This window comes from Mycobacterium sp. E2497, from assembly GCF_001668695.1.
GTDB lineage: Bacteria > Actinomycetota > Actinomycetes > Mycobacteriales > Mycobacteriaceae > Mycobacterium.
In genome coordinates, this window is record NZ_LZKD01000151.1 from 64,328 (window position 1) to 91,217 (window position 26,890).

The following is a 26,890-nucleotide window of genomic DNA, read 5'->3' on the forward strand; positions in this document are numbered from 1 at the left end:
CTAGGGGCTGCTCTTCCAGCCGGCGATGCCGATCGCGATCATCCGCAGCTGCTTGACGGCGATCCGCCGGATGTCTTCCAGCGCCTCGGTGCTCTGCGCGTCCTCGATGGCCTCCGCGATGACGATCATCGCGTTGACGAACAGGGTCGCCAGCACGTTGAGATCCTCGGTGCTCCACTCGTGCAACCGCGGAAAACGCGCCAGGTCGGTCGCCAGCTCGGACGTGATCAACCGGATCTCGGTGCGGATGGCATAGCGCAGCACGCTCAGCCCGCTGTTGCGTTCGCGTGCGATGAATCGCCAATGTTCCCGCCGCTGCGCGACACTGGCCACCAGGATCTCGACGGACGACTCGATCACCCGATTCGGGTCGAGCTTGCCGGCGCGCGCGTCTCGCAGCGTGTCGCGCAGGCTCCGGAACGACTCGTCGATCAGGACCAGCCCAAGGGCCTCCATCGACTCGAAGTGACGGTAGAACGCCGCCGGGACGATGCCGACCTCACGGGTCACCTCACGCAGGCTCAGGCTGGAGAAGCTGCGGTCCTGCAACAGCTTGAGAGCCGCGGCGATGATGGCGCGACGGGTCGCCTCCTTGCGCTCCTCGCGCGACCGGCTTTCGCGCACACGCTCGCGACCAGAACCGCGCACCCGTGAGGTAGGAGTACGGCTGTTCACTATGTGAACCCTACCACAGAGCGGCAGTAAACCCTTGACTGACCGGGTGGTACGGCCCCACGGTGTACATATGTTCACTCAAACCGCTCAGACTTCTGGCCGGGCCCTCGCTCGCACGTTTCGGAAGCGCGTCTTGGGTTCAGACCTTCTCGACCTGCTCACCGGCCCGCACGGCGTCGACCGGTACACCGAGCTGGTGGCGCCGACCTGGACGCTGGGCGAGGCCCGCGCCAAGGTGACCGGCGTCCGTCGCAACACCGCTCGCAGCGTCACGCTCGTCCTCGCCCCGAACGAGCGCTTCACGTCCGCCTGGACGGTCCAGGCCGGCCAGTACGTCAACCTCACCGTCGAGATCGACGGCCGCCGGCACACCCGCTGCTATTCGCCGGCCAACGCCGAGGGCGCGAGCCGGCTGGAGCTGACGGTCGGCCGGCACGACGGCGGGCTCGTCTCGACCTACCTGTACGAGCACGCCCACCCCGGCATGGTGGTCGGTTTGGCGGGTGTCGGCGGCGACTTCACGCTGCCCAAGGACAGGCCGCGGCGAATCCTCTTCGTTTCCGGCGGAAGCGGCATCACGCCGGTGATGGCGATGCTGCGCACCCTGGTCGCCGAGGGCCACGCGGGCGAGATCGCGTTCGTCCACTACGCCCGCACCGCGGCCGAGGCCTGCTACCGCGACGAACTCGCCACGCTGCGCGGCGTCCGGGTGCTACACGGCTACACCCGATCGGGCGGCGGTGACCTTGCCGGCCGGTTCGATGCCGCACATCTGGCCGCCGCGATGCCATCCCCGGACGCGGTGTTCGTCTGCGGGCCGGCGCCTTTGGTCGACGCCGTCCGCAAGCACTGCGACAACGTCCGCACCGAGAGCTTCGTGCCGCCGTCATTCGATACGCCGGCGGATCCCTCGGGCGGGCGGGTCAGCTTCTCCGACAGCGGCGTCGATGTCGTCGACGACGGACGCTCGCTGCTGGACCAGGCGGAGTCGGCGGGCCTGACACCGGAAAACGGCTGCCGGATGGGCATCTGCCACACCTGCACCCGACGGAAGACCACCGGAACGGTGCGCAACCTGATCACCGGCGCGGTCTCGACCGGTCCCGACGAGGACGTGCAGATCTGTGTGTCGGTCCCCGTCGGCGACGTCGAGCTGTCGCTGTAGTGACAACCCATTCCCGTGGCGATCGTAAGCGCGGCGAAGCCGGGCGCAGCGGATCGCCACCCAATTCCTTGGAGGAAAAGCCATGACACAGAACAAGATCACCCTCACCCCCGAGCAGGCCGACGCATTCGGACGCGAGCTGGACGCCATCAGGGAGCGCGTGATGGCTGACCTGGGCGCGCAGGACGCCGACTACATCCGCCGCGTCATCAAGGCGCAGCGCGCGCTGGAAGTCGGCGGCCGCGCGTTGCTGTTCCTTCCGCCCGCCTGGCTGCTGGGCACGACCATGCTCGGATTGTCGAAGATCCTCGACAACATGGAGATCGGCCACAACATCATGCACGGTCAATACGACTGGATGCGCGACCCGAACATCTCCGGCCGCTCCTTCGAGTGGGACACCGCATGCCCGGCCGATCAGTGGCGCCACTCCCACAACTACATGCACCACACTCACACCAACATCGTGGGAATGGACCGCGACATCGGCTACGGCATCCTGCGGATGAGCGAAGACCAGCCCTGGCAGCCGTACTTCCTGGGTAACCCCGTCTACGCCTTCCTGCTGATGGTGCTGTTTCAGTACGGCGTCGCGCTGCACGAACTGGAGACCGAGCGCATCCGCTCCGGCGAAATCGAGCTCGCCGACAAACGCGAGGTGCTGCGCGCGATCTGGAAGAAGACGCGCCGGCAAACCCTCAAGGACTACGTGGCGTTCCCGTTGCTGGCCGGCCCGTTCGCACCCTTCGTCTTCGCGGGCAATCTCTCGGCGAATCTGATGCGCAACGTGTGGTCGTACATGATCATCTTCTGTGGCCACTTCCCCGACGGCACCCAGGAATTCACCGTCGAGGAGACCAAGGACGAGTCTCGCGGCATGTGGTACTTCCGCCAGGTGCTCGGCTCGGCGAATCTCACCGGCGGCAAGCTCTTTCACCTGCTCTCCGGCAACCTGTCCCACCAGATCGAGCACCACCTGTTCCCGGACATGCCGGCGCGCCGCTACGCCGAGGTCGCGCCCGAGATGCAAGCGATCTGCGAGCGCTACGGCATCCCCTACAACCGCGGCCCGCTGCTGCGCCAGTTCGGCACCGTCGTCCGCAAGATCGTCCGGCTGACCTTCCCGGACTCGGTGCTGCGCAAGGCGACGAACGACCGATCGGCCGACCCGGCGCCCGCCGCCGCCTGACGGCGGGCCGCGTCCCCCGCGCCGTAGGTCTTGCGCGCGGGGGACAATGGGCGACGTGGAATGGACCGGCGCGCGCTATGCGGACAAACCGACGGTGGAAGCATCGACGTGGATCGACGCGGACCCCGCCCGCGTGTGGAGCCTGGTTTCCGACATCAAGCTGATGCCGACGCTGAGTAATGAGCTGCAAGCCGTGGAGTGGGCCGAGGGTGCCGACGCCCCGCGCGTGGGCGCCTGCTTCATCGGACACAACGCACACGAGGCCTTCGGGCAATGGAGCTCCAGCTCGCAGATCGTCGCGTGCGACGAGCCCCGCGAATTCGCCTGGGCCGTCGGCGATCCCACCAACCCCGCGGCGATGTGGCGGTTCCGGCTGACCCCCCGCGACGGCGGCACGGCGCTGAGCTACTGGATGCAGATGGGTCCGGGGCGTTCGGGGCTGTCGGTGGCCATCGAATCGATGCCCGACAAGGAGCAGAAGATCGTGTTCGTGCGGATGCGCGAGTTCGAGGCCGCGATGGGCAAGACACTGGCGGCGATCAAGAGGCTGGCCGAGCACGGGGTGCGCTGATGCGCACCGCGACGACGGTCGAGTTGTCCACCGCCGGTCGTGACACCGCGACCTTCGTCGTCGAGGCGGAGAAGCTGGGCCTCGACGTGTGCTGGGTGGCCGAGGCCTGGGGCTCCGACGCGCCGTCGGCGCTGGGCTACCTGGCGGCGCGAACCGAGCGGATCCTGCTCGGGTCGGGCGTTCTGCAAGTCGGCGTTCGTTCGCCCGTCATGGTCGCCCAGACGGCGATCACCCTGTCCAACCTGTCGGGCGGGCGTTTCCTGCTCGGACTGGGCGCCTCCGGCCCGCAGGTGATCGAGGGCCTGCACGGCGTGTCGTTCGGCCGGCCCCTGGCCCGCATCGCCGAGACCGTCGAGATCGTGCGGCAGGTATTCAGCGGGGGGAGAATCTCTTACTCCGGCAAGCAATTTCACATTCCGCTACCCGGTGGTGAGGGCGTGCCGATGCGATTGTCGACCCGGCCCGAGCATCCCATCCCCATCTACCTCGCCGCGCTGTCACCGGCGATGCTGCGGTTGACCGGGCGGATCGCCGACGGCTGGCTGGGCACCAGCTTCGTCCCCGAGGGCGCGGGCGAAGCCTACTTCTCGCACTTGGACGAGGGCTTAGCCGCCGCCGGCCGCACGCGCTCCGACGTGGACATCTGCCAGGGCGCCGAGGTCGCCTTCGCCGCCGGGGAGGACGAACTGCGCGGGATGGTCGCCGGCCGCAAGAAGGGGTTGGCCTTCAGCCTCGGCGGGATGGGGTCCGCGAGCACGAACTACTATAACCGGGCCTACAGCCGGCAGGGCTGGGCCGACATCGCCGCCGAGGCCCGTGAGCGCTGGCAGCGGGGCGATCGCGACGGCGCGGCCGCGCTGATCACCGACGAGATGGTGCTGGCCACGACGCTGATCGGCACCGAGGAGATGGTGCGCGCCCGGCTTGCGGTGTGGCGGGACGCCGGCGTGAACACGGTGCGGCTGTATCCGGCCGGCGACACGCTGGAGGCCAAGCTGCGCACCCTGGGCCGGGCCATCGAGCTGGTTTCGGCGGTCGGCTGATCTCGAGTGTGGGGGCTACGGACGGAATCAACGCGGTTCACGTACGTAGGCCACACACTCGGCGGGTTAGGTGGTGGCGGTCGGTGCCTGCGCGGCCTTCATCAGCTTCACCTGGGGCCGCGCCGGCACCCCGTCGGCCAGGAACCACCGGAAGGCGAGGTTCCCGCGCGGGTAGCCCAGCGTGGTCAGCGAATTCGGGTGACCGGTCAGTGCGCGGGACAACACGATGGTCACCGAGCCGTCGCTGTTGACCGTGGCGCTGTGGCCGTTGATCGAGCAGCGGACATCGGGGCCCTCGGCGGCGCCGAAGGTGGCCATGAACTGGTTCCACACCACCAGGTTCCAGAACCGGCAGGCGGGCGGCCGGTGCGTGATCACCAGCGCTTCGTCGTCGTCGAGCACGAAGCTGCCGTACGAGTAGCAGGCGTCGCGCGCCGACCACCCGAAGTTGGCGTCGGGGACCTGGTACGGGTCGGCGAATTCGTTTGCGGCGTGTGCGGTTTCGTGCCCCAGAGCGTGCGTCTCGTCGACGCGCGTCCCGACCGCCAGCGGCACGATCGCGAACATGGTGCGCAACCAGGTCGACGCCGCGCGCAGGCTCGCCGCGGTCTCGGCGTCGCCGTGCCGGATGGGGTCCGGCGCCTCGAGCGCCTCGATCCGCCACGTGACGGGGCGCCCGGTCAGCGGGTCGGCCTGGTAGTCGCGGGTCATCAGCACGGCGGCGTCCGGCGTGGGGCCGAGTTCGAAGGAGAAGTTGCCGTCGGCGTCTACGTCCAGATCACTGTCGCGGACGATCGCGACCACCCGGTCGGACCACGCGCCCGGCGACGGCTCGTTGTAGGCGGTCACCGAAAAGTACACGCTGTCACCCGTGTTGCCGCTGATGCGGTAGCGGCGCTGCGGATCGACGGGGCAGAGGTGGTAGTAGGCGTCGGTGTTGTCGCCGCCCCAGCGCCGGTCACGGCGGAACGGCGTGTTCACGGCGAAGAACTGGGGCCGGCCCGGCTCGGTGAACAGGTAGGCGTCGAAGGCCACGCCGAGCGTACTGGCGAGCATGCGGTACCCGTCCGCGACGTGCCGCTCGTCGGTGACCGCCCGGTCGCCCTCCATGAAGGACCGGTCCAGGGTGCCGAGGGTGCCCAGCAGCTCCTGCCACGCGGCCGTCGTTTCATGCGTCATGCGCGGATTCCCTTCAGGAGCAACGTGGTGGTGCGATCGATCCACCCGTCGTCGAGCTCGGTGACGCGGGTGAGCAGGCCCATCAGCGTGATGCCGGCGATGGTCTCGGTCAGTTCGGTGGCGGTCACGTCGGGCCGGACCTCGCCGCGGTCCGCGGCGCGCGCCAGCAACTCGGCCAGGCCGCCGCCGATGACGCCGGCGAACCGCTCCAGCAGCGCCGCATGCAGGGAAGGGTCGGCGGCCATCTCGGCCACCAGCCCCGGCAAGGCCGCCCGGGCGGCCGGCGTCGTCAGGAAAGTCATTGAGCGACGGACCATTTCGCGAAGGTCCTCGGGCAGTGACCCGGTATCGGGCAGCTCGGTGGCGGCGCCGATGGGGAACACCGCCTCGTGGACGAGGTGCGCCTTGCTCGGCCAGCGCCGGTAGATCGCGGGCTTGCTGGTGCCGGCGCGTTCGGCGATCGCGGACACCAGCAGCCCGGCGTAGCCGGTCTCGGCGAGCAGTTCCACGGTGGCGCTCAGCACCGCGCCGTCGATGCGTGGGTCACGGGGCCGGCCAAAATCCACTACCATTACGAAACCGAGAGTAACATAAGTCGCCGTGACCGACGCCGTTCTCCTCGACGACCTCGCCCGGCCCCGCTTCAGCCCCGAGGCACAACAAATCCTCGACATGATGGCCTCGCTCGCACCGGACTGCCCGCTGGACGCGGACGTCCTGCACTCAAGGGCCAGTGCCGATACCGGCCTGCACGACTTCGGCCCGCAGGATTATCGGGAACGACTCGAGGCCTACCTCGCCGACCTGCGGGCCATCGACGGGCTGCACGCGGCCGGGGCGGTCAACTTCTTCGCGCAATTGGTGCAGCTGCTGAAGAACCGGCTGCTGTTCACCGACCTCGTGAGCCGGCATCCCGAGATCGACGACATCGAACTGCAACCGCCGATCGTGATCGCCGGCCTACCCCGCACCGGCACCACCCACCTGCACAACCTGCTCGCCGCGGCGCCCACGTTCCGCACCATGCCGTACTGGGAAAGCGTCGAACCGTTTCCCTTGCCGGCTGAGGCGGGAATCGAGCCCGATCCCCGCCGGACCCGGATGGACGTCGGGGTCTCGGTCATCAACACCGTAATGCCCCACTTCCCGCTGATGCACGAGATGACCACCGAGCACGTCCACGAAGAGATCCAGCTGCTCGCCAACGACTTCTCGACGATGCTCTTCGAGACCCTCGCCGAGGCGCCGCGCTGGCGCGACTACTACCAGGCGCACGACCAGACGCCCCACTACCGCTACCTCGCCCGGCAACTCAAAGCCATGCAGTTCCTGCGCGGCGGGCGGCGCTGGCTGCTCAAGTCGCCCCAGCATCTCGAACAGGTGCCGGTGCTGAGGCGCGTCTTCCCCGGCGGCATCGTCGTGTTCACGCACCGCGATCCGGTGCCGGTGGCGCTGTCGATGATCGCGATGATCACCTACTCCGCACGCATGCACCGAACGCCCGTGCCGGTGGCCGAGATCGCGGCCTCGTGGATCGACCGCCTGGACGACATGCTCTCCGCGCTCGTCCGCGACCGCGACACCATCGGCCCGGAGCGCTCGATCGACATCCGTTTCGACGACTTCATGGCCGACGAGCTCGGTGTGGCCGAACGGGTGTACGCACTGGCCGGCGAGCCGTTCACCGACGAGGCCCGAACCGCGATCGACGCCTACCTCGCCGGCCATCGCCGCGGCCGGCTGGGCAACGTCGCGACGTCCTGCGAGATGTTCGGATTGGACGAGGCCGACCTGCGTGACCGGTTCGCGCCCTATGTCGAGCGGTTTCTGGCCTAACCCGCGGCAGCCCGCTAGCTTCTTTTGGCATGGTGACCATGCCCGCGCTGGACGGTGTCGAACACAGGTATGTGGATCTGGGAAGCGGGGTGACGATCCACGTCGCGGACGCGGGTCCGGCCGACGGGCCGGCGGTGATGCTGGTGCACGGCTTCCCCCAGAACTGGTGGGAATGGCACAACCTGATCGGGCCGCTCGCCGCCGACGGCTACCGGGTGCTGTGCCCCGACCTGCGCGGCGCCGGCTGGAGTTCGGCGCCGCGCTCGAGCTACACCAAGGCCGAGATGGCCGACGATCTGGCGGCCGTCCTGGATCGCTTGAACGTGAAGACGGTCAAGCTCGTCGCACACGACTGGGGCGGGCCGGTGGCGTTCATCATGATGCTGCGCCACCCGGAAAGGGTGACCGGCTTCTTCGGGGTGAACACCGTCGCGCCCTGGGTGAAGCGGGGGCTGTCGACGGTCCGCAACGTCTGGCGGTTCTGGTACCAGATCCCGATTTCGTTGCCGGTCGTCGGCCCGCGGGTGATCAGCACTCCCAACTCACGCTTCGTCCGCCTGCTGGGATCCTGGGTCGGCGGCGGCTTCACGCTGCCCGACGACGACGTCGCCATGTACCTCGAGTGCATGCGCCAGCCCGGCCATGCCGAAGCCGGTTCGCGGTGGTACCGCAGCTTCCAGACCGGCGAGATGCTGCGCTGGATGCGCGGCGAGTACGACGACGCTCGCGTCGAGGTACCCGTTCGCTGGCTGACCGGCACCGAAGACCCGGTCATCACGCCCGACCTGACTGACGGATATGCCGACCACATCAGCGATTTCAAGGTGGAGCTGGTCGACGGCGTCGGCCACTGGATCGTCGACCAGCGCCCGGAGCTGGTGCTGGACCGGGTCAGGGCTTTCCTGCGCGGCGAAGGTTGAGCGTCCGCGCGCTCAGGGCCGCACCAGGATCCGGATGGGGTCGCCCTCCTGCCGCTCGAGCATCTCGATGCCGTGCGCCACGTCTTCCAGGGTGACGATCCGGCTGATCGACCGTGAAAGGTCAAGGCGCCCGGCCGAAACCAGCTTCGCCAGGGTTTCGATGTCGACGTTCTGATAGCCCAGGTGGCCCAGCACCTGCTTGCGGGTCAGACCGAACAGCGAGGTCGGTCCCACGGTTGGCGCCTCGGCGCTCATCCCGACGCCCACCAGCCGGCCGCCCGGGGTGAGGCAATCGAGGGCCTGCTCGAACGTCGCCTTCAGGCCGACGGCGTCGAAGGCCACGTCCAGCAGGCGGCCGCCGGTGACGTCCGCGATCTTGTCCCGCAGCCCGTCTTCGCGGGAGTCGAACGCGTAGTCCGCGCCGACGGCCAGTGCCCGCTCCAACACGGCGGGGTTGATGTCGACGGCGACGATCGGCACGGCGCCCACCAACCGCGCGAGCTGGACGATGTGCGTGCCGAGACCGCCGACGCCCCAGACGCCGACCGACTCGCCGACCGCCACCTTGCCCGTGCGGACGACGGCGCCGAACGGCGTGGACACCGCGTCGGCCAGGATCGCGGCCTGCTCCAGCGGCACGTTGTCGGGCACCCGGGTCAGGCCCGCCGCCTGCGCCACCGTGTATTCGGCCCACGCCCCGTCGTAGGCGAAGGCCATCAACTGGATACGCAGGCAATTGACCACGTCGCCGCGCCGGCAGTTCGCGCAGCGTTGGCAGGGCCGGCCGGCGGCGACCACGACGCGGTCACCCTCGGCCCAGCCGGCCACCTCCGGGCCCAGTTTGGCTATGGTGCCCGAGGCTTCGTGTCCCTGGGTCACCACGGGTTGCTGCGCCGGGAAGGTGCCGTTGATCAGGCTCAGGTCGGAGTGGCAGATGCCGCAGAAGGCGACCTTGACCAAGACCTCACCGGGGCCGGGCTCGGGTATTGGAACATCTTCGAGCGCAACCCTTTTGGTGTCGGCGTAGAAGCGCTCGGCGCGCATCGTCGTTGTCATGGGCTAGTCGACGCCGATGGTGACTTCCGTGGACTTGATGAACACGGTCGCCGGTTGGCCGACCTTGAGTCCGAGATCGATCGCGGCGTCCTTGGTCACCGACGACGTGACGACCTGATCGCCGCCGTCGAGCTTGACCTTCACGATCGCCATCACGGTGCCGAGGTCAACCTCGGTGATCGTCCCTTTGAGCTGGTTTCGGGTGGACAGCCGCATCGTGAGTCCTCCGTCTGGTTGAGGGGTCTGCGAGTGACTTTAGTGTCGCGGGCCGAGCAGGGCTATGGAGGCGTCGACGGCCGGCTCGACGATTCCCCGCACCGGGTTTCCGTCTTCGACGGCGAGGGCGGTCAATTCGCGCAGACCGCCCAGCAGGATGACCGCCAGCGGGGCGGTCAGCGGGGGCAGCTCGGCCCGCTGGAAGCCGGGGCTGGCACTGAGGTCGATCAGCAGGCTGGACAGCAGTCGCAGTCCGCGCCGCTGCACCGGGCGGGCGGCGGCGCCGAGCGACGGGAGCTCCCGGATCCAGCTCAGCGTGAGGGCCGGCCGCGACTCGATGTGCCCGACGTAGGCCTCAACGGCCTGACGAATCTGCTGATGCCAGTCGGCCTCGGGATCGACCGCCGCCGCGATGCCCTCGCCCAGCTTTTCGACGTCGGAACCCAGCAGCTCCAGGAAGCACTCCTCCTTGCTCGCGAACTGGTCGTAGAAGGTGCGCTTGGACGTCCGCGCGTGACGGACGACGTCGGCGACGGTGCTGGCCCGGTAACCGCGCTCGGCGATCGAGGTGGCCAGGCCGTCGAGCAGCCGGACCCGGAACGGGTCGCCGAGAACCGCGACCGTTGCCGTTGTCGGTGATGTCACGGCCGGCGCCCCTTTCGATGGGTGCGGCACCCTTGTCACGCTGTGGTACCACAGAGTACCGTATCCCCGAAAGGTCTGGTACACCGCGGTACCACCCCCGGTGCCCGGGGTGAACAGGGGAGCAGCCCACCATGAGTGAAGTCGTCACCGCCCCGCCGGCCACTGCCGCCGTCAGGTTGCCCCCGGCCACCCGGTTGCCGAAGTTGTTGCAGGGCCTGGGTTTTGCGGTGTCGCGGCGGGCGATGATTCAGCGGCTGGCGCGCCGGTACGGCGACGTCTTCACGCTGAACCTGCCGATCTACGGCCCGGTCGTGGTGGTCGCCGACCCGCAATTGGCCAAGCAGATCTTCACCACCAGCCCGGACGAACTCGGCAACATCCAGCCCAACCTGAGCCGGTTGTTCGGCTCCGGCTCCGTGTTCGCGCTCGACGGGGAGGACCATCGCCGCCGGCGGCGGCTCCTGGCGCCGCCGTTCCACGGCAAGAGCATGAAGAAGTACGAGGCGATCATCGAGGAAGAGACGCTGCGGGAGACCGCGGGCTGGCCGGAGGGCGAGGCGTTCGCGACGCTGCCGTCGATGATGCGTATCACCCTGAATGCCATTCTGCGCGCCGTGTTCGGGGCCGAGGGCGCCGAACTCGACGAGCTGCGCCGGCTCATCCCGCCGTGGGTCACGCTGGGTTCGCGAATGGCCACCATGCCCAAGCCGAAACGCAGTTACGGCCGCTACACCCCGTGGGGACGGCTCGACGAATGGCGGCGCCAGTACGACCTCGTCATCGACAGGCTGATCGAAGCCGAGCGGGCCGACCCGAACTTCGAGGAACGCACCGACGTGCTCGCCCTGATGCTGCGCAGCACCTACGACGACGGTTCGGTGATGTCGCGCAAGGACATCGGCGACGAACTGCTCACGCTGCTGGCCGCCGGTCACGAGACCACGGCCTCCACGCTGGCCTGGGCGTTCGAGCGGCTGACGCGCCACCCCGACGTGCTGGCGGCGCTGGTCGAGGAGGCCGACGGCGACGGTCAGGAGTTGCGTCAGGCGACCATCCTGGAAGTGCAGCGGGCCCGCACGGTCATCGATTTCGCCGCCCGGCGCGTCTACCCGCCGCGCTATCAGCTCGGGGAGTGGGTCATTCCGCGCGGCGAATCACTGTTGGTGAGCATCGCGCAAATCCACGAGAACCCCGACGTGTTCCCGAATCCGGAACGCTTCGATCCGCAGCGGTACATCGGGACCAAGCCGTCCGCGTTCGCGTGGATTCCGTTCGGCGGTGGCACCCGTCGCTGTGTGGGCGCCGCGTTCGCGAACATGGAGATGGACGTCGTGCTGCGAACGGTATTGCGGCACTTCACCATCGAGACCACGACGGCGCCGGGGGAGCGGTGGCACGGCCGGGGGGTCGCCTACACGCCCAAGGACGGCGGCCGGGTCGTGGTACACCGGCGCTGAGCGGCGCTCCGCCTACTGGTCCGCGGTGGCCCGGCGCGGCAGTTTCCAGCCCGGGCGGATGTAGTGGCAGGTGTACCCGCTCGGGTAACGCTGCAGGTAGTCCTGATGCTCGGGCTCGGCCTCCCAGAAGTCGCCGGCCGGGCTGACCTCGGTCACGACCTTGCCGGGCCACAGCCCGGAGGCTTCGACGTCGGCGATGGTGTCCAACGCGATGCGCTTCTGCTCCTCGTCGAGGTAGAAGATGGCCGACCGGTAGCTGGGGCCGCGGTCGTTGCCCTGCCGGTCCTTCGTTGTCGGATCGTGGATCTGGAAGAAGAACTCCAGCATCGTGCGGTAGTCGGTGACGGCCGGGTCGAAGACGATCTCGATCGCCTCGGCGTGCGTGCCGTGATTGCGGTAGGTGGCATTCGGGACGTTGCCGCCGGTGTAACCGACCCGGGTGGAGACCACGCCTGGCTGCTTGCGGATGAGTTCTTGCATGCCCCAGAAACACCCGCCGGCAAGTATCGCTTTTTGGGTTGCCATTGCTCGTCCTCCTTAACCGGCCGCAATGCCGCCCAGGCTACACTCCGCCGATGAGCAGCAACGGTGCCGCGAAGTGACCACCCGTTCGTTCTCCCGCAGCGAACTGGCCGCCGCCTTCGAGAAATTCGAGGAAACGGTCGCCCGGGCCGCCGAGACCCGCGACTGGGACGCCTGGGTCGAGCAGTACACGCCGGACGTCGAGTACGTCGAGCACGCCGCCGGCACCATGCGGGGCCGCGACGAGGTGCGCGAGTGGATCAAACAAACGATGACGACCTTTCCGGGCAGCCACATGGTCGCGTTCCCCACGTTGTGGTCCGTCATCGACGAGTCGACCGCGCGGGTCATCCTCGAACTCGACAACCCCATGCGCGATCCGGGCGACGGCAGCGTCATCAGCGCAACCAACATCACGATCATCACCTATGCCGGCGACGGCCAGTGGAGCCGTGAAGAGGACATCTACAACCCGCTGCGCTTCCTGCGCGCCGGGATGAAGTGGTGCCGCAAGGCCCAGGCGCTGGGCACGCTCGACGACGACGCCGCCCGGTGGATGCAGCAAAACGGAGGATCTCAGTGAGCACCAGACCCAAACTCGTTATCGGCGCCAACGGATTCCTGGGTTCGCACGTAACCCGGCAACTCGTGGCCGACGGTCACCAAGTGCGGGCCATGGTGCGTCCGAACGCCAACACCCGCTCCATCGACGACCTCGAGCTGACCCGGTTCCATGGCGACGTTTTCGACGACGCCACCCTGCGCGAGGCGATGGACGGCGTCGACGACGTCTATTACTGCGTCGTCGACACCCGCGCGTGGTTGCGCGATCCGGCTCCGCTGTTTCACACCAACGTCGACGGCCTGCGCAACGTCCTCGATGTCGCTGTCGACCAACCCGACTTGCGCCGGTTCGTCTTCACCAGCACCTACGCGACCGTGGGCCGGCGCCATGGGCACGTGGCGACCGAAGACGACGTGATCAGCCCGCGGGGGTTGACGCCGTATGTCCAGTCCAGGGTGCAGGCGGAGAACCTGGTGATGCGGTACGTGGCCGACGCCGGGCTGCCCGCCATCGCGATGTGCGTGTCAACGACCTACGGCAGCGGTGACTGGGGCGGCACGCCGCACGGTGCCTTCATCGCCGGCGCCGTCTTCGGGAAGCTGCCCTTCGGAATGAACGGCATTCGGCTGGAAGTCGTCGGCGTCGACGACGCCGCGCGGGCCATGATCCTGGCCGCCGAGCGCGGCCGGATCGGTGAGCGATACCTGGTCTCCGAGCGGATGATCGCGCTGAACGACGTGGTGCGGATCGCGGCCGACGAGGCCGGGGTGCCCCCGCCGCAACGCTCGATCTCGGTGCCGATGCTCTACGCCCTGGCGGCGGCGGGCACCCTCAAAGCGCGGCTCACCGGAAAGGACTCCGAACTCAGCCTGGCCTCGGTGCGCATGATGCGCGCCGAATCCGACGTCGACAGCAGCAAGGCGAAGCGCGAATTGGGTTGGCAGCCACGCCCGGTCGAGGAGTCGATCCGGGAGGCCGCCCGGTTCTGGGCGGCGATGCGGACCCCGCGGAAGAACGCTCCGGCCGCGCAGTCCGAATAGGCCCGGCCGGTGGACCGCATACGCGTCGATCTCCACGGGCCGCCACAGACGATGCTGGCGACGCTCTACGCCAAGGCGCTCGACGCTGACCTGCCGAACCCGATCCTGGGTGACCGTTATGCCAAGGAGGTCGTCGAGCGGATCGAGTACGACTGGGCGCAGACCACCATCACCGCGCGCAGATCAGCGTCGGTGACGACCCGCACCGCGCACTTCGACATCTGGGCTCGCCAATTCCTCGACGCGCATCCGAACGCCGTTGTCCTGCATGTGGGCTGCGGACTGGATGGCCGATACTTCAGGCTCCAGCCGGGCCCGCTGGTGGAGTGGTACGACATCGACTACCCCGACGTCGCCGAACTGCGCACCCGGCTCTACCCCGCTGCCCCGCACTGCCACGTCGTCGCCGCGTCGGTTACCGATCCGGCCTGGCTCGCGGAGATACCCAACGACCGGCCTGCGCTGATGATCGCCGAAGGGCTGACCATGTATCTATCCGAACAGAACGGCACAGCGCTGCTGCAACGGATCGTTGACCACTTCGAACACGGCGAGCTGCAATTCGACGCCTTCAACCGGACGGGTATCAAAACGCAGTGGATCAACGCGGTGGTGCGCAGATCGGGATCCAAGTTGAGCTGGGGCATTGACGGCCCGGACGAGATACTCGCGGCGGTGCCCGGAACTCGACTGCTTTCCTGGGTGCGGTGGTTTGAATCGGCCACCTTCGAGCGGCTTCCGCGGGCCTACCACCTGATGGGCAGGGCCATGTCCCTGGTTCCGGCCATGGCCAACATGGCGCAATATCACCGCTACGCATTCGGACCGCCCTGATCGGGAAGCGTCGGGCCCCGGCCCGTGTTGGACCGGTTATCGGCGTCTAGGAGGAACCATGAGCCATCCCGAAATCAAAGAGCCGAATGCCGGCCACCCGATCACCATCGAGCCGACCCGGGGTCGGGTGCAGGTCCGCGTCAACGGCGAGCTGGTCGCCGACACGACGGCCGCCCTCGAATTGCGCGAGGCGACTTTGCCCGCGGTGCAATACATTCCGATGAGCGACGTGGTGCAGGACCGGCTGACTCGCACGGACACCAGCACCTACTGCCCGTTCAAGGGGGAGGCCAGCTACTACAGCGTGACCAGTTCCGCCGGAGATACCGTCGAGGACGTGATCTGGACGTACGAGCAGCCCTACCCGGCGGTCGCGGCGATCAAGGGGCACGTCGCCTTCTACCCCAACAAGGCCGAAATCAGCGTCTCGGCGTCCTAGCAGATCCACCCGGGCAGAGCGGCCTCGTGAGCCCGGGTGTCGCTGTACAAACGCATCGAGACGATCAACCCGTCGCGGGTGTCGAAGATGCAGACGAACGGGCTGTCGTATTCGACGCCGCCGGTGGTGGTCCCGTTGGCCTGGGCCTCGACCACCACGGTTTCGCCCTCGTTGACGCAGCGCACCAGGTCGATGGTCAGCTCGAGTTCGGACTTGCGCCGCTCGACCGTTCGGCGGAAGGTCTTCTTGTCGCAGGAGTTGCGCGTGACCAGTGACCAGTAGGTGAAGTCGTCACTGAGCAGCGCGAAGCCTTCGTCGAGGTCGCCCCCCTCGCTCGTGCTTTGGAGGAACATCCAGGCCAGTTCGCCCTGCGGGTCATCGAACGGCGTCATCACACCGCAATATTGACTTGGCACCTCGTTAACGGTCAATTGGAGAGTCGGTCGGTGGAAGTCGCGCGCACGGTCACGTTCCCCGGGGCGGTCAGCTTCGGACACACGTTGGCGCCGCTGCGCCGCGGTTTCGGGGATCCGTGTTTCCAGGCGTCCGGTGACGGCGCGATCTGGCGGACCAGCTTGTTGCCGACCGGTCCCGTCACCGCCCGGATCAGCCGCGCTGCCGTCAACGCCGCCCATTGCCTGGCGTGGGGTGGCGGGGCTCCGGAGTTCGTCGAACGGCTACCCGCGCTGCTGGGCGTGCACGACGACGCTTCGGATTTCGCGCCCCTGAATCCGGTGGTCGCCGACGCCCAGCGTCGGATTCCGCACTTGCGCCTGGGGCGCACGGGGCTCGTGCTGGAGGCCCTGATCCCGGCGATCATCGAGCAGCGGGTGCCCGGTGCCGACGCGTTCCGGTCGTGGCGCCTGCTGGTGTCCAAGTACGGCTCGCCGGCCCCGGGCCCGGCGCCGGCGCGGATGCGGGTGCCGCCACCGGCCGAAGTGTGGCGACGCATCCCGTCGTGGGAATTCCACCGCGCCAACGTCGATCCGAGGCGTGCGCAGACGCTGGTGGCGTGCGCGCGGCGGGCCGACTCGCTGGAACGGTTGATGGACCGTCCGGCCGCGCGGGCCCGAGAGGCGATGATGTCGTTGCCCGGGGTGGGGGAATGGACGGCCGCCGAAACGGCCCAGCGGGCGTTCGGCGACGCCGACGCGCTGTCGGTGGGCGACTATCACGTCCCCAAGATGATCGGCTCGACGCTCCTGGGCCGCCCCGTCGACGACGCGGGCATGCTCGAACTGCTCGAGCCGATGCGCCCACACCGCCACCGCGTGGTCCGGTTGCTCGAGGCCAGCGGGTTGGCATACGAGCCCCGGCATGGCCCCCGGCTGCCGGTGCAGCACATCAGCGAACTCTAAACGTGGTCATGGCCTCGCCGGGGCGGCGTTTTCAGCACCGGCCATCGGGTAACCCACAGCGAAGACGTGACCGTGTGCGAAACGGAGGAAATCGATGACACAGTTCACCATCCCGGGGCTCACCGACAAACAGGGAGCGCGGCTGACCGAACTGCTGCAGAAGCAACTGAGCACCTACAACGATCTTCACCTGACGCTCAAGCACGTTCACTGGAATGTGGTGGGACCCAACTTCATTGGTGTGCACGAGATGATCGACCCGCAGGTCGAGGCGGTCCGTGGCTTCGCCGATGACGTCGCGGAACGCATCGCGGCCCTGGGCGGCTCACCGCAGGGCACGCCCGGCGCGATCATCAAAGACCGCACCTGGGACGACTATTCGGTGGGCCGCGACACGGTCCAGGCCCACCTGGCCGCGCTGGACCTCGTCTACACCGGTGTCATCGAGGACATCCGCAAGTACATCGAGGAGACCGAGGAGCTCGACCCGGTCACCCAGGACCTGTTGATCGATCAGGCCGGAAACCTGGAGAAGTTTCAGTGGTTCGTCCGCGCGCACCTGGAGAGCGCGGGCGGGAAGCTGACCCACGAGGGTTCGACCACCGAGAAGGACGCCGCCAGCAGCGCGCGCGGCGCTTCCTAATCGCCGTCTTCGGTCCGACATTCGCGCTCGGCCGCGGCGGTATCGCGGTTCAGGCGCTGTGATTCGTAGATCGTGACGTTGGTGCGCGACATCAGCAGCGCGGCGATGCCGACGGAGAGGATCGCCCCCGGCACGACCGAGAACGAACCGGTCATCTCGGCGACCATGATCATGATCGCGAGCGGCGCCCGCGCCACGCTTCCGAAGCACGTCATCATGCCGACCACGACGAAGATCCCGGGATCGTGCGGAACACCGGGCAGGCCGGACAGCTCGCCCAGGCGCCAGACCGCGGCCCCGACGAAGGCGCCGATCACGATTCCCGGCCCGAAGAGTCCACCGGAGCCGCCGGTGCCGATCGACAGTGACGTGGCGACGATCTTGGCGACCGGCAGCACGACGACTATCCACAGCGGGATGGCCAATAGTGACCCCCGGTCGGCCGCCAGCTGCGCCCACCCGTAGCCGCTACTGAGGATCTGGGGAATCACCAGCCCCAGCAATCCGACGAGAAGCCCGCCGCTCGCCGGTTTCAGCACCGGGCCGCCTGGCAGTCGACGGGTGAGGCGCACCGCGGCGTGGAATGTGCGCGCGTAGAGGTAACCGACCGCGAAAGCCGCCAGGCCGATGACGACGAACCACAGCAGGGGCCATGCCCTCTCGAATCGGTACTCGGCATCGATGTAGCCGAAGAGCGGATCGAAGCCGAGGAACGCGCCCAGCACCGCGTAGGCCGTGCCGGAGGTGATGAATCCCGGTAGCAGACAGCGATAGTCGAAATCGTCGCGGTAGGTGATCGACGCGGCCAGCACCGCCCCTCCGAGTGGCGCGGCGAAGATCGCCCCGATGCCGGCGCCGATACCCAGCGCCACCGCGATGCGGCCGTCCTCATCGGACAGGTGGAGCCGCCGAGCGAGTAAAGAACAGAAGCCAGCGGAGATCTGCGCCGTCGGACCCTCGCGCCCGGCCGAACCGCCCGATCCGATCGTCAGCGCGCTGGCCACCATCTTCACCAGCACCGCGCGGAAGCGGATGGCGCGCGGATCACCGTGCACGGCCTCGATGGCCTGGTCGGTCCCATGGCCGGTGGTCTCCGGGGCGAGCTTCGCGACGATGAAGGCGGAAATCAACGCCCCACCCGTCGTCACCAACGGGATGGCCCAGGCGCGGCGGAAAGTGGAGTCCCCGCGGCCGCCGCCCTCGCCCACGGGCGTCGGGATGTGGTAGCCCCCGAGATAGCCGAGTAGGAACTCGCCGGTGTACCTCAGCGCCAAATAGAAGACGACGGCTCCCAGGCCGGCGACGAAGCCGATCGTGACCCCTAACAGCAACCACTTCTGCAGGTAGCCGGACCTCCTGATCGAGGCCCCGAATCGTCCGCCGGCGCCGGGGGTCGACGCCGCCGCGGGCTGGGTTTCGTCATCCGTCTGTTCGGTCACGGCGCGTTGCCGTCTCCCGGTCGTGGCACGCGTCCCCCGGACATCAAGCCATCCTATGCGGCCGCGCCGCACCACACCGCCGGAATAATCGGACCGCGGTCCGGTTATACGGGAAGTTCTCACCACGGAGGTTCACATGCCCGCCATCACCGCAAACACCCTCACATTGCCGCGCGTCGGAGCAGCCGCGCCCGCCGACATCGAGCGGCCGGTCCGATCGATCACCACCGGGCCGCGAGGCTACGAGGGCGAGGGCTTTCCGGTCGTCCGGGCCTTCGCCGGGGTCAGCGCCGCCGCCCTGGATCCCTTTGTGCACATGGACCAGATGGGCGAGGTGGAGTACCAGCCGGGCGAGCCGAGGGGAACGGACTGGCACCCGCACCGCGGGTTCGAGACCGTCACCTACATGATCGACGGCAAGTTCGCCCACCAGGATTCGCACGGCGGTGGCGGCCTGATCACCGACGGCGCGACGCAGTGGATGACCGCCGGTTCGGGCATCCTGCACATCGAGACGCCGCCCGCCGAACTCGTCGACAGCGGCGGGCTCTTCCACGGGATTCAGTTGTGGGTGAACCTGCCCAAGCGGGACAAATTCGCGGCGCCCCGGTATCAGGCCATCGAGGGGGGCGACGCGGCGTTGATCGCCTCCGACGACGGCGGGACGCTGGTCCGCATCATCGCGGGCGAGATCGACGGTCACCGCGGGCCCGGCGTCACCCACACGCCGATCACGCTCGCGCACGCCACGATCGAACCCGGCGCCCGCATCAACCTTCCGTGGCGACGCGATTTCAACGCGTTGATCTATGTGCTGTCGGGCAGCGGATACCTCGGCCCGGTCGCTCACCCGATTCACGCGGGGCAATTGGCGGTGCTCGGGCCCGGAGATCGGATCACCGTGGGCGCCGACCGGGCACAGCAATCGGCGCGCATCACGGCCATGGATGTCCTGCTGCTGGGGGGCCAACCCATTCGCGAGCCGGTATTTCACTACGGGCCTTTCGTGATGAACTCCCGCGCGGAATTGGTCGAAGCATTGGAGGACTACCAGGCCGGCAAATTCGGCAGTATTCCGCCAAATGCGCTGATGCCGCACCATGGCGGTGGCACACTTTAACGGTGTCTTCACGGGTCAGCCGTCGGCCGGGACGGCCCCCTGCCGCAAAGGCGGACGAGACGCGACAGCGGATCATGCGGGCCGCTCGCCTGGTGTTCAGCGAACGCGGCTACGACGGCGCGACTTTCCAGGCCATCGCGGCCCGCGCCGACCTGACGCGTCCGGCGATCAACCATTACTTCTCGAGCAAGCGGGTCTTGTACCGAGAGGTGCTGGAGCAAACCAACGAAGCCATCATCGGGACCGGGATCAGAGAGGCCGAGCGGGAAGCCACGCTGCCGGCGCAGCTCGCCGCGTTCATTTCTGTTGCGGTGCGCGCCAATTCCGACACTCCCGCCGGGTCGGCGCTGATTATCACCGGAGTACTCGAGTCGCAGCGCCATCCGGAATGGAACACGACGGAAAACGATTCTGTCCGGATCGTCCGGGAGTTTTTAGTCCGGGCCGTCGATGCTGCAATCGGGCGGGGTGAGGTCCCGGCCGACTTCGACGCGTCGGCGTTGGTCGAGGCACTGGTCGTCCTGATGTGCGGGGTGGGTTTGTACGCCGGCTTCGTCCAGACCCCCGAGGCCCTGCTGGCCATCACCGGGATGATGCGCCGACTGCTCGAAGGCGCCTTCCGCGTGCCCGACGCGTAGCCCGCAGTGAAGTTGCCCACAAAGCGTATAGGCTAACTAACTTATCCGGGTAGCATGGTCGGGTCATGACTGACCTGGACGCGTCGATACCGCCTTCTTTGAGATCAGCCGGCGACACCTGGACCATCACCGAACTCGTCGGTGCCACCGCGCTCGGCGTCGCCGCGTCGCGTGCCGCGGAGACGGCGGGAAACGATCCGCTGATCCGCGACCAGTTCGCCGGCCTATTGGTCTCGTCCGCCGGTCCGGCATGGGCCCGGCTTGCCGACCCCAACTTGGCCTGGCTCGACGGCGACGAGCAGGGCCGCCGGGCGCACCGCATCGGCATCGACTACCAGGCCGTGCGGACGCACTTCTTCGACGAATACTTCGACGAGGCCGTCAAGGCCGGGATCCGGCAGGTGGTCATCCTGGCGGCCGGGCTGGATTCCCGGGCCTATCGCCTGAACTGGCCGGACGGCACCGCGGTGTACGAGATCGACCAGCCCAAGGTGCTCGAATACAAGACCGGAATCCTGCTGCAGCACGGCGCCGTTCCCACGGCGAGTCGCCGCCCGGTTCCCGTCGACCTGCGCGACGACTGGCCGGCGGCGTTGGCCGCGGCCGGATTCGACCGCACCCAACCGACCGCCTGGCTTGCCGAGGGCCTGCTGCCGTACCTGCCGAGCGACGCGCAAGATCGCCTCTTCGAGATGTTCACCGCTCTCAGCGCCCCGGGGAGCCGGGTCGCCATCGAGGCGTTCGGCTTGAACTCCCGGAGCAATTCGCAGCGCTGGCTGCGGATGCGGGAACGGCTCGGGCTGGACGTCAACGTGCAGGCGCTGACCTACCACGAGCCGGACCGTTCGGACGCCGGCCAGTGGCTGAGCGACCACGGCTGGCAGGTGGAGACCGTCGACAACCGCGACGAGATGGCCCGGCTGGGCCGCCCGGTACCCGAAGACCTGGCCGAGGAGGCCGTGCGCAGCACGCTGCTGCGGGCGCGTCTCGGTGGGCCGGCCTCGTAAGACTTTCACCCTTTCGCCCCACGACCCGAGGAGCAACGCGATGAGCTCACTGCGCACCCACGACGACACCTGGGACATCAAGACCAGTGTCGGCAGCACGGCGGTCATGGTGGCCGCGGCCCGGGCCGTCGAAACCGAACGGCCCGACGCCCTCATCCGCGATCCCTACGCCAAGCTTCTGGTGACCAACGCCGGCGCGGGGGTGTTGTGGGAGCACATGCTCGACCCCGACGTCGCGGCCAAGATCGAAGCTCTCGACGCCGACTCCGCGGCGCAGCTCGAGCACATGCGCGGCTACCAGGCCGTGCGCACCCACTTCTTCGACACCTACTTCAAAGACGCCGTCGCCGCCGGAATCCGGCAGGTGGTGATCCTGGCGTCGGGCCTGGATTCGCGCGCGTACCGGCTCGACTGGCCTGCGGGCACGGTGGTGTACGAGATCGACCAGCCCCAGGTGCTCGAGTACAAGTCCGCGACGCTCGCGGAAAACGGCGTGACCCCGTCGACCGACCGCCGCGCGGTGGCCATCGACCTGCGGCAGGACTGGCCGGCCGCGCTGCGCGCGGCGGGCTTCGACCCGACGGCGCCGACCGCGTGGCTGGCCGAGGGCTTGCTGATGTACCTGCCGGCCGAGGCGCAGGACCGGCTGTTCACCCAGATCGGCGAGCTCAGCCCGGCGGGGAGCCGCGTCTCGGCCGAGACCGCGCCCGCGCACGCCGACGAGCGCCGCCAGCAGATGCGTGAGCGGTTCCGCAAGGTCGCCGACGAGCTCGGCATCGAAGAGACGGTCGACGTCGGGGAACTGATGTACCGCGACGAGCACCGGGCGGACGTCACGCAGTGGCTGAACAACCACGGCTGGCGGGCGCACGCGCAGCGCTCGACGGACGAGATGCGCCGGCTGGGCCGCTGGATCGCGAACGTCGCGCTGGCCGCCGACGACGACGCCTTCTCCGACTTCGTCGTGGCCGAGCGGCTGTAAGTCTCCGCCCGCGGACGACTCCCGCTACCTGACGATCTTCCGAGCCGCCGGCGGCTGCGCGACGGTCGTGGGGGTCGGCCGGATCCTTTCTACTGCTCTCCCAACCGGATGGTTAGGATCGCGGTTATCACCCACGAGCGTCGCGGGCCGCGAGCGCGGACGCCTCCGGGATGACCGAAGCAGGGAAGGACAATGATGACCACCGAATCGGTTACACCCACGACATCCGCCACCAATGGGGCGCCGGGTCCGCAGCCGGCGAACGTGCCCGCGACGGTGGAGCGGCTGCGCAAGACTTTTGCCACCGGCCGCACCCGCGACATCGAGTGGCGCAAACGGCAGTTGCTGCAGCTGGCCAAGCTGATGGAAGAGAACGAGGCGGCCATCGCGGACGCCCTCGCCCAGGATCTGGACCGCAGCCCGTTCGAGGCTTTCATCGCCGACGTCGCGACCACGGCCGGCGAGGCGAAGTATGCGGCCAAGCGGGTGCGCAGGTGGACGCGCCGCAAGTACCAGCTGCTCGAGATGCCGCAGCTGCCCGGCCGCGGCTGGATCGAATACGAGCCGTACGGCACGGTGCTGATCATCGGCGCGTGGAATTACCCGTTCTACCTGACGCTGGGTCCGGCGGTCGGTGCGATCGCCGCGGGCAATGCCGTCATCCTCAAGCCCTCGGAGATCGCCGCGGCGTCCGCGCACCTGATGGCCGAGCTGGTGCCCAAATACCTCGACAACGACGCGATCGCCGTCGTCGAGGGTGACGGTTCGGTCAGCCAGGAGCTCATCGCGCAGGGCCTGGACCGCGTGCTGTTCACCGGCGGCACCGAGATCGGTCGCAAGGTCTACGAAGGCGCCGCACCCCACCTGACGCCGTGCACGCTGGAGCTCGGCGGCAAGAGCCCGGTGATCGTGGCGGCCGACGCCGACGTGGACGTCGCGGCCAAGCGGATCGCCTGGATGAAGCTGCTGAACGCCGGCCAGACCTGCGTCGCCCCTGATTATGTGTTGGCGGACGCCAAGATTCGTGACGAGCTGGTGAGCAAGATCGGCGCGGCCATCACCAAGTTCACCTCCGACAAGCCCAACGGCATGCGGATCGTCAACCAGCGTCAGTTCGACCGGATCAGCGGCTACCTGGCCGGCGGCGACGGCAAGGTCATCGTCGGTGGCAAGTGCGACCCGTCGAGCCTGCGGATCCAGCCCGCCGTCGTGGTCGACCCCGACCCGGACGGCCCGTTGATGCAGAACGAGATCTTCGGGCCGGTGCTGCCGGTGATCACGGTCCAATCCCTGGACGACGCAATACGTTTCGTCAACTCGCGACCCAAGCCGCTGTCGGCCTACCTGTTCACCAAGACGCGGGAGACCCGCGAGCGGGTGATCAAGGAGGTGCCGGCCGGCGGCATGCTGGTCAACCACCTGGCCTTCCAGGTGTCGACGGCCAAGCTGCCGTTCGGCGGTGTCGGCGCGTCGGGGATGGGTGCCTATCACGGGCGCTACGGTTTCGAGGAGTTCAGCCACCGCAAGTCGGTGTTGACCAAGCCGACCCGGCCCGACCTTTCGAGCTTCATCTACCCGCCGTACACGGCGCGGGCCTTCAAGATGGCCCGCAGGATGTTCTGAGACCTCGAAATCGCTTGCTAGGACGTCGTTTTCACCTTAGAGAGGAACCTGATGCCAGGAGTGCAGGACCGCGTCATCGTCGTCACCGGAGCCGGTGGGGGACTGGGGCGTGAATACGCCCTGACCCTCGCCCGTGAGGGCGCCAGTGTCGTCGTGAACGACCTCGGCGGCGCCCGCGACGGCACCGGCGCCGGCCACAACATGGCCGACCACGTCGTCAACGAGATCAAGGAAGCGGGTGGCCGGGCCGTCGCCAACTACGACAGCGTCGCCGAACCCGAGGGCGCGGCCAACATCATCAAGACGGCGCTCGACGAGTTCGGCGCGGTGCACGGCGTGGTGAGCAACGCGGGCATCCTGCGCGACGGCACGTTTCACAAGATGACCTACGAGAACTGGGACGCCGTGCTCAAGGTGCACCTGTACGGCGGCTACAACGTGCTGCGCGCCGCCTGGCCGCATTTCCGCGAGCAGAGCTACGGCCGGGTCGTCGTCGCCACCTCCACCAGTGGCCTGTTCGGCAACTTCGGGCAGACCAACTACGGGGCGGCCAAGCTCGGCCTGGTCGGCATGATCAACACGCTGGCGCAGGAGGGGGCGAAGTACAACATCCACGCCAACGCCGTCGCGCCGATCGCCGCCACCCGGATGACCGAGGACATCCTGCCCAAGGAGGTGCTCGAGAAGCTGACACCCGAGTACGTCGCGCCGGTGGTGGCCTACCTGTGCACCGAGGAAAACGCCAACAACGCATCGGTTTTCGTCGTCGGCGGGGGCAAGGTGCAGCGGGTGGCGCTGTTCCAGAACGAGGGCGCCAACTTCGACAAGCCGCCGACGGTCGAGGATGTCGCCTCGCACTGGGCCGAGATCGACGACCTCTCCGCGGCCAAGCAGGCCAACTTCAAGCTGTAGCGGCGGGATCAGGCGAGCAGTTCGTTGCGCAGGCGGTCGACATCCGCCTGCGCAATACCTGCGTCGCGCAGGTATTCGTCCAGCGAGCCGTGCGCCTCATCGATGGCTTGGCGCGCGGCGGCCAGGTACTCCGGCCGGACGCCGAGGACACCGTCAGCTAGCCGCGCCTTGGTGAACGTGACGACCTCCGGGGTCAGATCGACGTCGGAACGCTGTTGGATCATCTCGTAGATGTGGTCTCGCAGTTGCGGTACCGCGGCGTTGCTGCGCAGGTAGTCGGCGACGATGGTGTCGCGGTCGATGCCGACCGTTTCCAGCACCGTGGCGATCACGAAGCCGGTGCGGTCCTTGCCCGCAAAGCAGTGGGTGAGCACCGAATGCCCGGCCGCCAATAACGAAAAGACATGCCGCACAGCGCGTTGCGCTCCGTTGCGAAACGGGAATTGCCGATATTCGTCGATCATGTGGCGGACGGCGGCCTCGTTGACGGCCTCGTCGGATTGGTCGGGATCGCCCTGGAACAGCCGCCGAAACGCGGTTTCGTGCGGCGCGTCGTCGTCGCTCTGCTGGTCCTCGTCACCGAGGTCTGGGAACGGCAGTAGGTGGACGTCGACGCCGTCGGGAACCAGTCCCGGGCCGCGGCGGGCGACCTCCCGGGCGGCGCGCAGATCGGCCACGTCGGTGATACCCAACTCGCGCAGCGTCGCGCGGCCGGCGTCGTCGAGACGGCTCAACTCGCCGGAGCGGAACACCCGCCCGGGCCGAAGCCCCGGCGTCTCGTCGGCGACATCGCGAAAGTTCCATGCGCCGGACAGTTCCCGCAGTGTTTCAGTCATGTGTGACCGCCGCGGCGAGCGGAGACTTCTCCGCGCCGAGTTCGGCGCGCGCGATGGTCCGCATGTGCACCTCGTCGGGGCCGTCGAACAGGCGCATGGCCCGATGCCAGCCGTACGACCGGGCCAGCACCGTGTCCTCGCTGACCCCGGCGGCACCGTGCACCTGGATGGCGCGGTCGATCACATTGCAGGCCACCTGCGGCGCCACCGCCTTGATCTGCGACACCAACGTGTGCGCGGCCTTGTTGCCGTGCTGGTCGATTGTCCAGGCCGCCTTGTGGCATAACAGCCGCGCCTGGTCGATCTCGTTGCGCGACTTGGCGATCGCCTCTCGCACCACGCCCTGTTCGGCCAGCGGGCGGCCGAACGCCACCCGATTCTGCACCCGGTCCACCATGAGGGCCAGCGCGCGCTCGGCGGGGCCGAGCGCGCGCATGCAGTGGTGGATGCGGCCCGGCCCGAGCCGGGCCTGGGCGATCGCGAAACCGCCGCCCTCCTCGCCGAGCAGGTTGGTGACCGGCACCCGGACGTTGTCGTAGATGATCTCGCAGTGGCCGGGCTGGTCCTGGTAGCCGAAGACCGTGGTGGAGCGGACGACCGTCACGCCGGGGGTGTCGATCGGCACCAGCACCATCGACTGCTGCTGGTGGCTCGCCGCGTCCGGGTTGGTGCGGCCCATGACGATCAGGATCTTGCAGCGCGGGTCCGACGCGCCGGAGGTCCACCACTTGCGGCCGTTGATGACGTAGTCGCCGCCGTCGCGCACGATGGAGGTCTCGATGTTGCGCGCGTCGCTGCTGGCGACCGCCGGCTCGGTCATGGAGAAGGCGCTGCGGATCTCGCCGCCAAGCAATGGCTCCAGCCACTGCTTGCGCTGTTCCTCGGTGGCGAACAGGTGCAGCGTCTCCATGTTCCCGGTGTCGGGCGCCGCGCAGTTGAGCGCCTCGGGCGCGATCTCCAGGCTCCATCCGCTGATCTCG

At 68.2% G+C, this 26,890-nt stretch carries 30 protein-coding genes; 19 read left to right on the forward strand and 11 right to left on the reverse strand.

Translation table 11 applies throughout. The features are described from left to right. On the reverse strand, positions 1-648 hold the full coding sequence (locus A5713_RS13960; protein ID WP_197509211.1) for a TetR family transcriptional regulator: 648 nt from the start codon (positions 646-648) through the stop codon (positions 1-3). A 97-nt stretch (positions 649-745) separates the two neighbouring features. On the opposite strand from A5713_RS13960, the gene A5713_RS13965 reads away from it, so the two are divergent. From A5713_RS13965 to A5713_RS13980, 4 genes are all read left to right on the forward strand, one after another. Continuing rightward, positions 746-1,840: a ferredoxin reductase gene (locus A5713_RS13965; RefSeq protein WP_068096282.1), complete on the forward strand. Its 1,095-nt coding sequence runs from the start codon at positions 746-748 to the stop codon at positions 1,838-1,840. Positions 1,841-1,922: 82 nt separating this feature from the next. Next, positions 1,923-3,029 carry an acyl-CoA desaturase gene (locus A5713_RS13970; protein ID WP_068096284.1) on the forward strand — a complete coding sequence of 369 codons (1,107 nt, stop codon included), beginning with the start codon at positions 1,923-1,925 and terminating at the stop codon, positions 3,027-3,029. Between the two features lie 46 nt (positions 3,030-3,075). Beyond that, the gene (locus A5713_RS13975) at positions 3,076-3,600 is read left to right on the forward strand and encodes an SRPBCC family protein (protein ID WP_197516373.1); all 525 of its coding nucleotides are present in this window, start codon (positions 3,076-3,078) and stop codon (positions 3,598-3,600) included. Further along, positions 3,600-4,643, forward strand: a complete 1,044-nt coding sequence (locus A5713_RS13980; protein ID WP_068096285.1) for an LLM class flavin-dependent oxidoreductase — start codon at positions 3,600-3,602, stop codon at positions 4,641-4,643. The genes A5713_RS13975 and A5713_RS13980 overlap by 1 nt, the downstream gene beginning before the upstream one ends. A gap of 66 nt (positions 4,644-4,709) precedes the next feature. Here the strand turns inward: A5713_RS13980 and A5713_RS13985 are convergent, their stop codons facing one another. Continuing rightward, positions 4,710-5,822, reverse strand: coding sequence for a DUF1214 domain-containing protein (locus A5713_RS13985; RefSeq protein WP_068096288.1), 1,113 nt, complete (start codon positions 5,820-5,822; stop codon positions 4,710-4,712). After that, a complete protein-coding gene (locus A5713_RS13990) occupies positions 5,819-6,394 on the reverse strand; it encodes a TetR/AcrR family transcriptional regulator (RefSeq protein WP_067923131.1) in 576 nt (191 codons plus the stop codon). Before A5713_RS13990 ends, A5713_RS13985 begins: the two co-directional genes overlap by 4 nt. 28 nt (positions 6,395-6,422) lie before the next feature. Here A5713_RS13990 and A5713_RS13995 point away from each other — a divergent pair, with 28 nt between their 5' ends. Together A5713_RS13995 and A5713_RS14000 are read left to right on the forward strand one after the other, a co-directional pair. After that, positions 6,423-7,658: a sulfotransferase gene (locus tag A5713_RS13995; RefSeq protein WP_068096290.1), complete on the forward strand. Its 1,236-nt coding sequence runs from the start codon at positions 6,423-6,425 to the stop codon at positions 7,656-7,658. Between the two features lie 29 nt (positions 7,659-7,687). Continuing rightward, entirely contained in the window at positions 7,688-8,578 is an 891-nt protein-coding gene (locus A5713_RS14000; protein ID WP_067923125.1) for an alpha/beta fold hydrolase, read from the forward strand. Between the two features lie 12 nt (positions 8,579-8,590). Here the strand turns inward: A5713_RS14000 and A5713_RS14005 are convergent, their stop codons facing one another. Genes A5713_RS14005 through A5713_RS14015 form a run of 3 tightly spaced genes read right to left on the reverse strand, consistent with a single transcriptional unit; the run spans position 8,591 to position 10,495 of the window. Beyond that, positions 8,591-9,634 (reverse strand): zinc-binding dehydrogenase, encoded by a 1,044-nt coding sequence (locus A5713_RS14005; RefSeq protein ID WP_068096292.1) that lies wholly within the window; start codon positions 9,632-9,634, stop codon positions 8,591-8,593. A 3-nt stretch (positions 9,635-9,637) separates the two neighbouring features. Further along, complete coding sequence (locus tag A5713_RS14010) at positions 9,638-9,850, reverse strand: molybdopterin-binding protein (RefSeq protein WP_067923119.1); 213 nt, start codon at positions 9,848-9,850, stop codon at positions 9,638-9,640. A gap of 39 nt (positions 9,851-9,889) precedes the next feature. Beyond that, positions 9,890-10,495, reverse strand: a complete 606-nt coding sequence (locus A5713_RS14015; protein WP_068096294.1) for a TetR/AcrR family transcriptional regulator — start codon at positions 10,493-10,495, stop codon at positions 9,890-9,892. Positions 10,496-10,626: 131 nt separating this feature from the next. Between A5713_RS14015 and A5713_RS14020 the strand changes: the two genes are divergently transcribed. Next, positions 10,627-11,952: a cytochrome P450 gene (locus tag A5713_RS14020; RefSeq protein WP_068096295.1), complete on the forward strand. Its 1,326-nt coding sequence runs from the start codon at positions 10,627-10,629 to the stop codon at positions 11,950-11,952. A 12-nt stretch (positions 11,953-11,964) separates the two neighbouring features. Here A5713_RS14020 and msrA read toward each other — a convergent pair whose 3' ends face one another. Then, entirely contained in the window at positions 11,965-12,477 is a 513-nt protein-coding gene (msrA, locus tag A5713_RS14025) for a peptide-methionine (S)-S-oxide reductase MsrA (RefSeq protein ID WP_068096297.1), read from the reverse strand. 25 nt (positions 12,478-12,502) lie between these two features. Here msrA and A5713_RS14030 point away from each other — a divergent pair, with 25 nt between their 5' ends. Genes A5713_RS14030 through A5713_RS14045 form a run of 4 tightly spaced genes read left to right on the forward strand, consistent with a single transcriptional unit; the run spans position 12,503 to position 15,352 of the window. After that, on the forward strand, positions 12,503-13,057 hold the full coding sequence (locus tag A5713_RS14030) for a nuclear transport factor 2 family protein (RefSeq protein WP_369804450.1): 555 nt from the start codon (positions 12,503-12,505) through the stop codon (positions 13,055-13,057). Continuing rightward, positions 13,054-14,079: an NAD-dependent epimerase/dehydratase family protein gene (locus A5713_RS14035; RefSeq protein WP_068096299.1), complete on the forward strand. Its 1,026-nt coding sequence runs from the start codon at positions 13,054-13,056 to the stop codon at positions 14,077-14,079. The genes A5713_RS14030 and A5713_RS14035 overlap by 4 nt, the downstream gene beginning before the upstream one ends. A 51-nt stretch (positions 14,080-14,130) precedes the next feature. Next, positions 14,131-14,913, forward strand: a complete 783-nt coding sequence (locus A5713_RS14040) for a class I SAM-dependent methyltransferase (RefSeq protein ID WP_102419078.1) — start codon at positions 14,131-14,133, stop codon at positions 14,911-14,913. 58 nt (positions 14,914-14,971) lie between these two features. Then, positions 14,972-15,352 (forward strand): DUF427 domain-containing protein, encoded by a 381-nt coding sequence (locus A5713_RS14045; protein WP_067923102.1) that lies wholly within the window; start codon positions 14,972-14,974, stop codon positions 15,350-15,352. Here A5713_RS14045 and A5713_RS14050 read toward each other — a convergent pair. After that, the gene (locus A5713_RS14050) at positions 15,349-15,744 is read right to left on the reverse strand and encodes a nuclear transport factor 2 family protein (protein ID WP_068096301.1); all 396 of its coding nucleotides are present in this window, start codon (positions 15,742-15,744) and stop codon (positions 15,349-15,351) included. The genes A5713_RS14045 and A5713_RS14050 overlap by 4 nt on opposite strands. 54 nt (positions 15,745-15,798) lie before the next feature. On the opposite strand from A5713_RS14050, the gene A5713_RS14055 reads away from it, so the two are divergent. Next, positions 15,799-16,710, forward strand: coding sequence for a DNA-3-methyladenine glycosylase (locus tag A5713_RS14055; protein ID WP_068096344.1), 912 nt, complete (start codon positions 15,799-15,801; stop codon positions 16,708-16,710). A gap of 94 nt (positions 16,711-16,804) precedes the next feature. After that, positions 16,805-17,353: a DNA starvation/stationary phase protection protein Dps gene (dps, locus tag A5713_RS14060; protein WP_067923093.1), complete on the forward strand. Its 549-nt coding sequence runs from the start codon at positions 16,805-16,807 to the stop codon at positions 17,351-17,353. Here dps and A5713_RS14065 read toward each other — a convergent pair. Next, on the reverse strand, positions 17,350-18,792 hold the full coding sequence (locus A5713_RS14065; RefSeq protein WP_068096303.1) for a chloride channel protein: 1,443 nt from the start codon (positions 18,790-18,792) through the stop codon (positions 17,350-17,352). The genes dps and A5713_RS14065 overlap by 4 nt on opposite strands. Before the next feature lie 136 nt (positions 18,793-18,928). On the opposite strand from A5713_RS14065, the gene A5713_RS14070 reads away from it, so the two are divergent. The 6 genes from A5713_RS14070 (at position 18,929) to A5713_RS14095 (ending at position 25,074) form a co-directional block, all read left to right on the forward strand. Further along, a complete protein-coding gene (locus A5713_RS14070; RefSeq protein WP_068096305.1) occupies positions 18,929-19,912 on the forward strand; it encodes a pirin family protein in 984 nt (327 codons plus the stop codon). 2 nt (positions 19,913-19,914) lie between these two features. Beyond that, positions 19,915-20,550 carry a TetR/AcrR family transcriptional regulator gene (locus A5713_RS14075; RefSeq protein WP_082972949.1) on the forward strand — a complete coding sequence of 212 codons (636 nt, stop codon included), beginning with the start codon at positions 19,915-19,917 and terminating at the stop codon, positions 20,548-20,550. Between the two features lie 65 nt (positions 20,551-20,615). After that, a complete protein-coding gene (locus A5713_RS14080) occupies positions 20,616-21,557 on the forward strand; it encodes a class I SAM-dependent methyltransferase (RefSeq protein ID WP_068096309.1) in 942 nt (313 codons plus the stop codon). 49 nt (positions 21,558-21,606) lie between these two features. Next, on the forward strand, positions 21,607-22,539 hold the full coding sequence (locus tag A5713_RS14085; protein WP_197516374.1) for a class I SAM-dependent methyltransferase: 933 nt from the start codon (positions 21,607-21,609) through the stop codon (positions 22,537-22,539). A 192-nt stretch (positions 22,540-22,731) separates the two neighbouring features. Beyond that, positions 22,732-24,162: an aldehyde dehydrogenase family protein gene (locus A5713_RS14090; protein ID WP_068096311.1), complete on the forward strand. Its 1,431-nt coding sequence runs from the start codon at positions 22,732-22,734 to the stop codon at positions 24,160-24,162. Between the two features lie 51 nt (positions 24,163-24,213). Further along, the gene (locus A5713_RS14095; protein WP_067923075.1) at positions 24,214-25,074 is read left to right on the forward strand and encodes an SDR family oxidoreductase; all 861 of its coding nucleotides are present in this window, start codon (positions 24,214-24,216) and stop codon (positions 25,072-25,074) included. Between the two features lie 8 nt (positions 25,075-25,082). Here the strand turns inward: A5713_RS14095 and A5713_RS14100 are convergent, their stop codons facing one another. Both A5713_RS14100 and A5713_RS14105 read right to left on the reverse strand, forming a co-directional pair. After that, complete coding sequence (locus A5713_RS14100) at positions 25,083-25,910, reverse strand: tyrosine-protein phosphatase (protein ID WP_068096312.1); 828 nt, start codon at positions 25,908-25,910, stop codon at positions 25,083-25,085. Beyond that, on the reverse strand, positions 25,903-26,890 hold a 988-nt coding region (locus tag A5713_RS14105; RefSeq protein ID WP_068096314.1), incomplete at its 5' end, for an acyl-CoA dehydrogenase family protein. The genes A5713_RS14105 and A5713_RS14100, both read right to left, overlap by 8 nt.

What these genes read in the sequence shown, in the direction of transcription:
- A5713_RS13965 (WP_068096282.1), top strand. Translation starts at nt 746, where the DNA reads ATGTTCACTCAAACCGCTCAGACTTCTGGCCGGGCCCTCGCTCGCACG.
- A5713_RS13970 (WP_068096284.1), top strand. Translation starts at nt 1,923, where the DNA reads ATGACACAGAACAAGATCACCCTCACCCCCGAGCAGGCCGACGCATTC.
- A5713_RS13975 (WP_197516373.1), top strand. Translation starts at nt 3,076, where the DNA reads ATGGGCGACGTGGAATGGACCGGCGCGCGCTATGCGGACAAACCGACG.
- A5713_RS13980 (WP_068096285.1), top strand. Translation starts at nt 3,600, where the DNA reads ATGCGCACCGCGACGACGGTCGAGTTGTCCACCGCCGGTCGTGACACC.
- A5713_RS13985 (WP_068096288.1), bottom strand. Translation starts at nt 5,822, where the DNA reads ATGACGCATGAAACGACGGCCGCGTGGCAGGAGCTGCTGGGCACCCTC.
- A5713_RS13990 (WP_067923131.1), bottom strand. Translation starts at nt 6,394, where the DNA reads ATGGTAGTGGATTTTGGCCGGCCCCGTGACCCACGCATCGACGGCGCG.
- A5713_RS14000 (WP_067923125.1), top strand. Translation starts at nt 7,688, where the DNA reads ATGGTGACCATGCCCGCGCTGGACGGTGTCGAACACAGGTATGTGGAT.
- A5713_RS14005 (WP_068096292.1), bottom strand. Translation starts at nt 9,634, where the DNA reads ATGACAACGACGATGCGCGCCGAGCGCTTCTACGCCGACACCAAAAGG.
- A5713_RS14010 (WP_067923119.1), bottom strand. Translation starts at nt 9,850, where the DNA reads ATGCGGCTGTCCACCCGAAACCAGCTCAAAGGGACGATCACCGAGGTT.
- A5713_RS14020 (WP_068096295.1), top strand. Translation starts at nt 10,627, where the DNA reads ATGAGTGAAGTCGTCACCGCCCCGCCGGCCACTGCCGCCGTCAGGTTG.
- msrA (WP_068096297.1), bottom strand. Translation starts at nt 12,477, where the DNA reads ATGGCAACCCAAAAAGCGATACTTGCCGGCGGGTGTTTCTGGGGCATG.
- A5713_RS14030 (WP_369804450.1), top strand. Translation starts at nt 12,503, where the DNA reads ATGCCGCCCAGGCTACACTCCGCCGATGAGCAGCAACGGTGCCGCGAA.
- A5713_RS14040 (WP_102419078.1), top strand. Translation starts at nt 14,131, where the DNA reads ATGCTGGCGACGCTCTACGCCAAGGCGCTCGACGCTGACCTGCCGAAC.
- A5713_RS14045 (WP_067923102.1), top strand. Translation starts at nt 14,972, where the DNA reads ATGAGCCATCCCGAAATCAAAGAGCCGAATGCCGGCCACCCGATCACC.
- A5713_RS14050 (WP_068096301.1), bottom strand. Translation starts at nt 15,744, where the DNA reads ATGACGCCGTTCGATGACCCGCAGGGCGAACTGGCCTGGATGTTCCTC.
- dps (WP_067923093.1), top strand. Translation starts at nt 16,805, where the DNA reads ATGACACAGTTCACCATCCCGGGGCTCACCGACAAACAGGGAGCGCGG.
- A5713_RS14070 (WP_068096305.1), top strand. Translation starts at nt 18,929, where the DNA reads ATGCCCGCCATCACCGCAAACACCCTCACATTGCCGCGCGTCGGAGCA.
- A5713_RS14080 (WP_068096309.1), top strand. Translation starts at nt 20,616, where the DNA reads ATGACTGACCTGGACGCGTCGATACCGCCTTCTTTGAGATCAGCCGGC.
- A5713_RS14090 (WP_068096311.1), top strand. Translation starts at nt 22,732, where the DNA reads ATGATGACCACCGAATCGGTTACACCCACGACATCCGCCACCAATGGG.
- A5713_RS14095 (WP_067923075.1), top strand. Translation starts at nt 24,214, where the DNA reads ATGCCAGGAGTGCAGGACCGCGTCATCGTCGTCACCGGAGCCGGTGGG.
- A5713_RS14100 (WP_068096312.1), bottom strand. Translation starts at nt 25,910, where the DNA reads ATGACTGAAACACTGCGGGAACTGTCCGGCGCATGGAACTTTCGCGAT.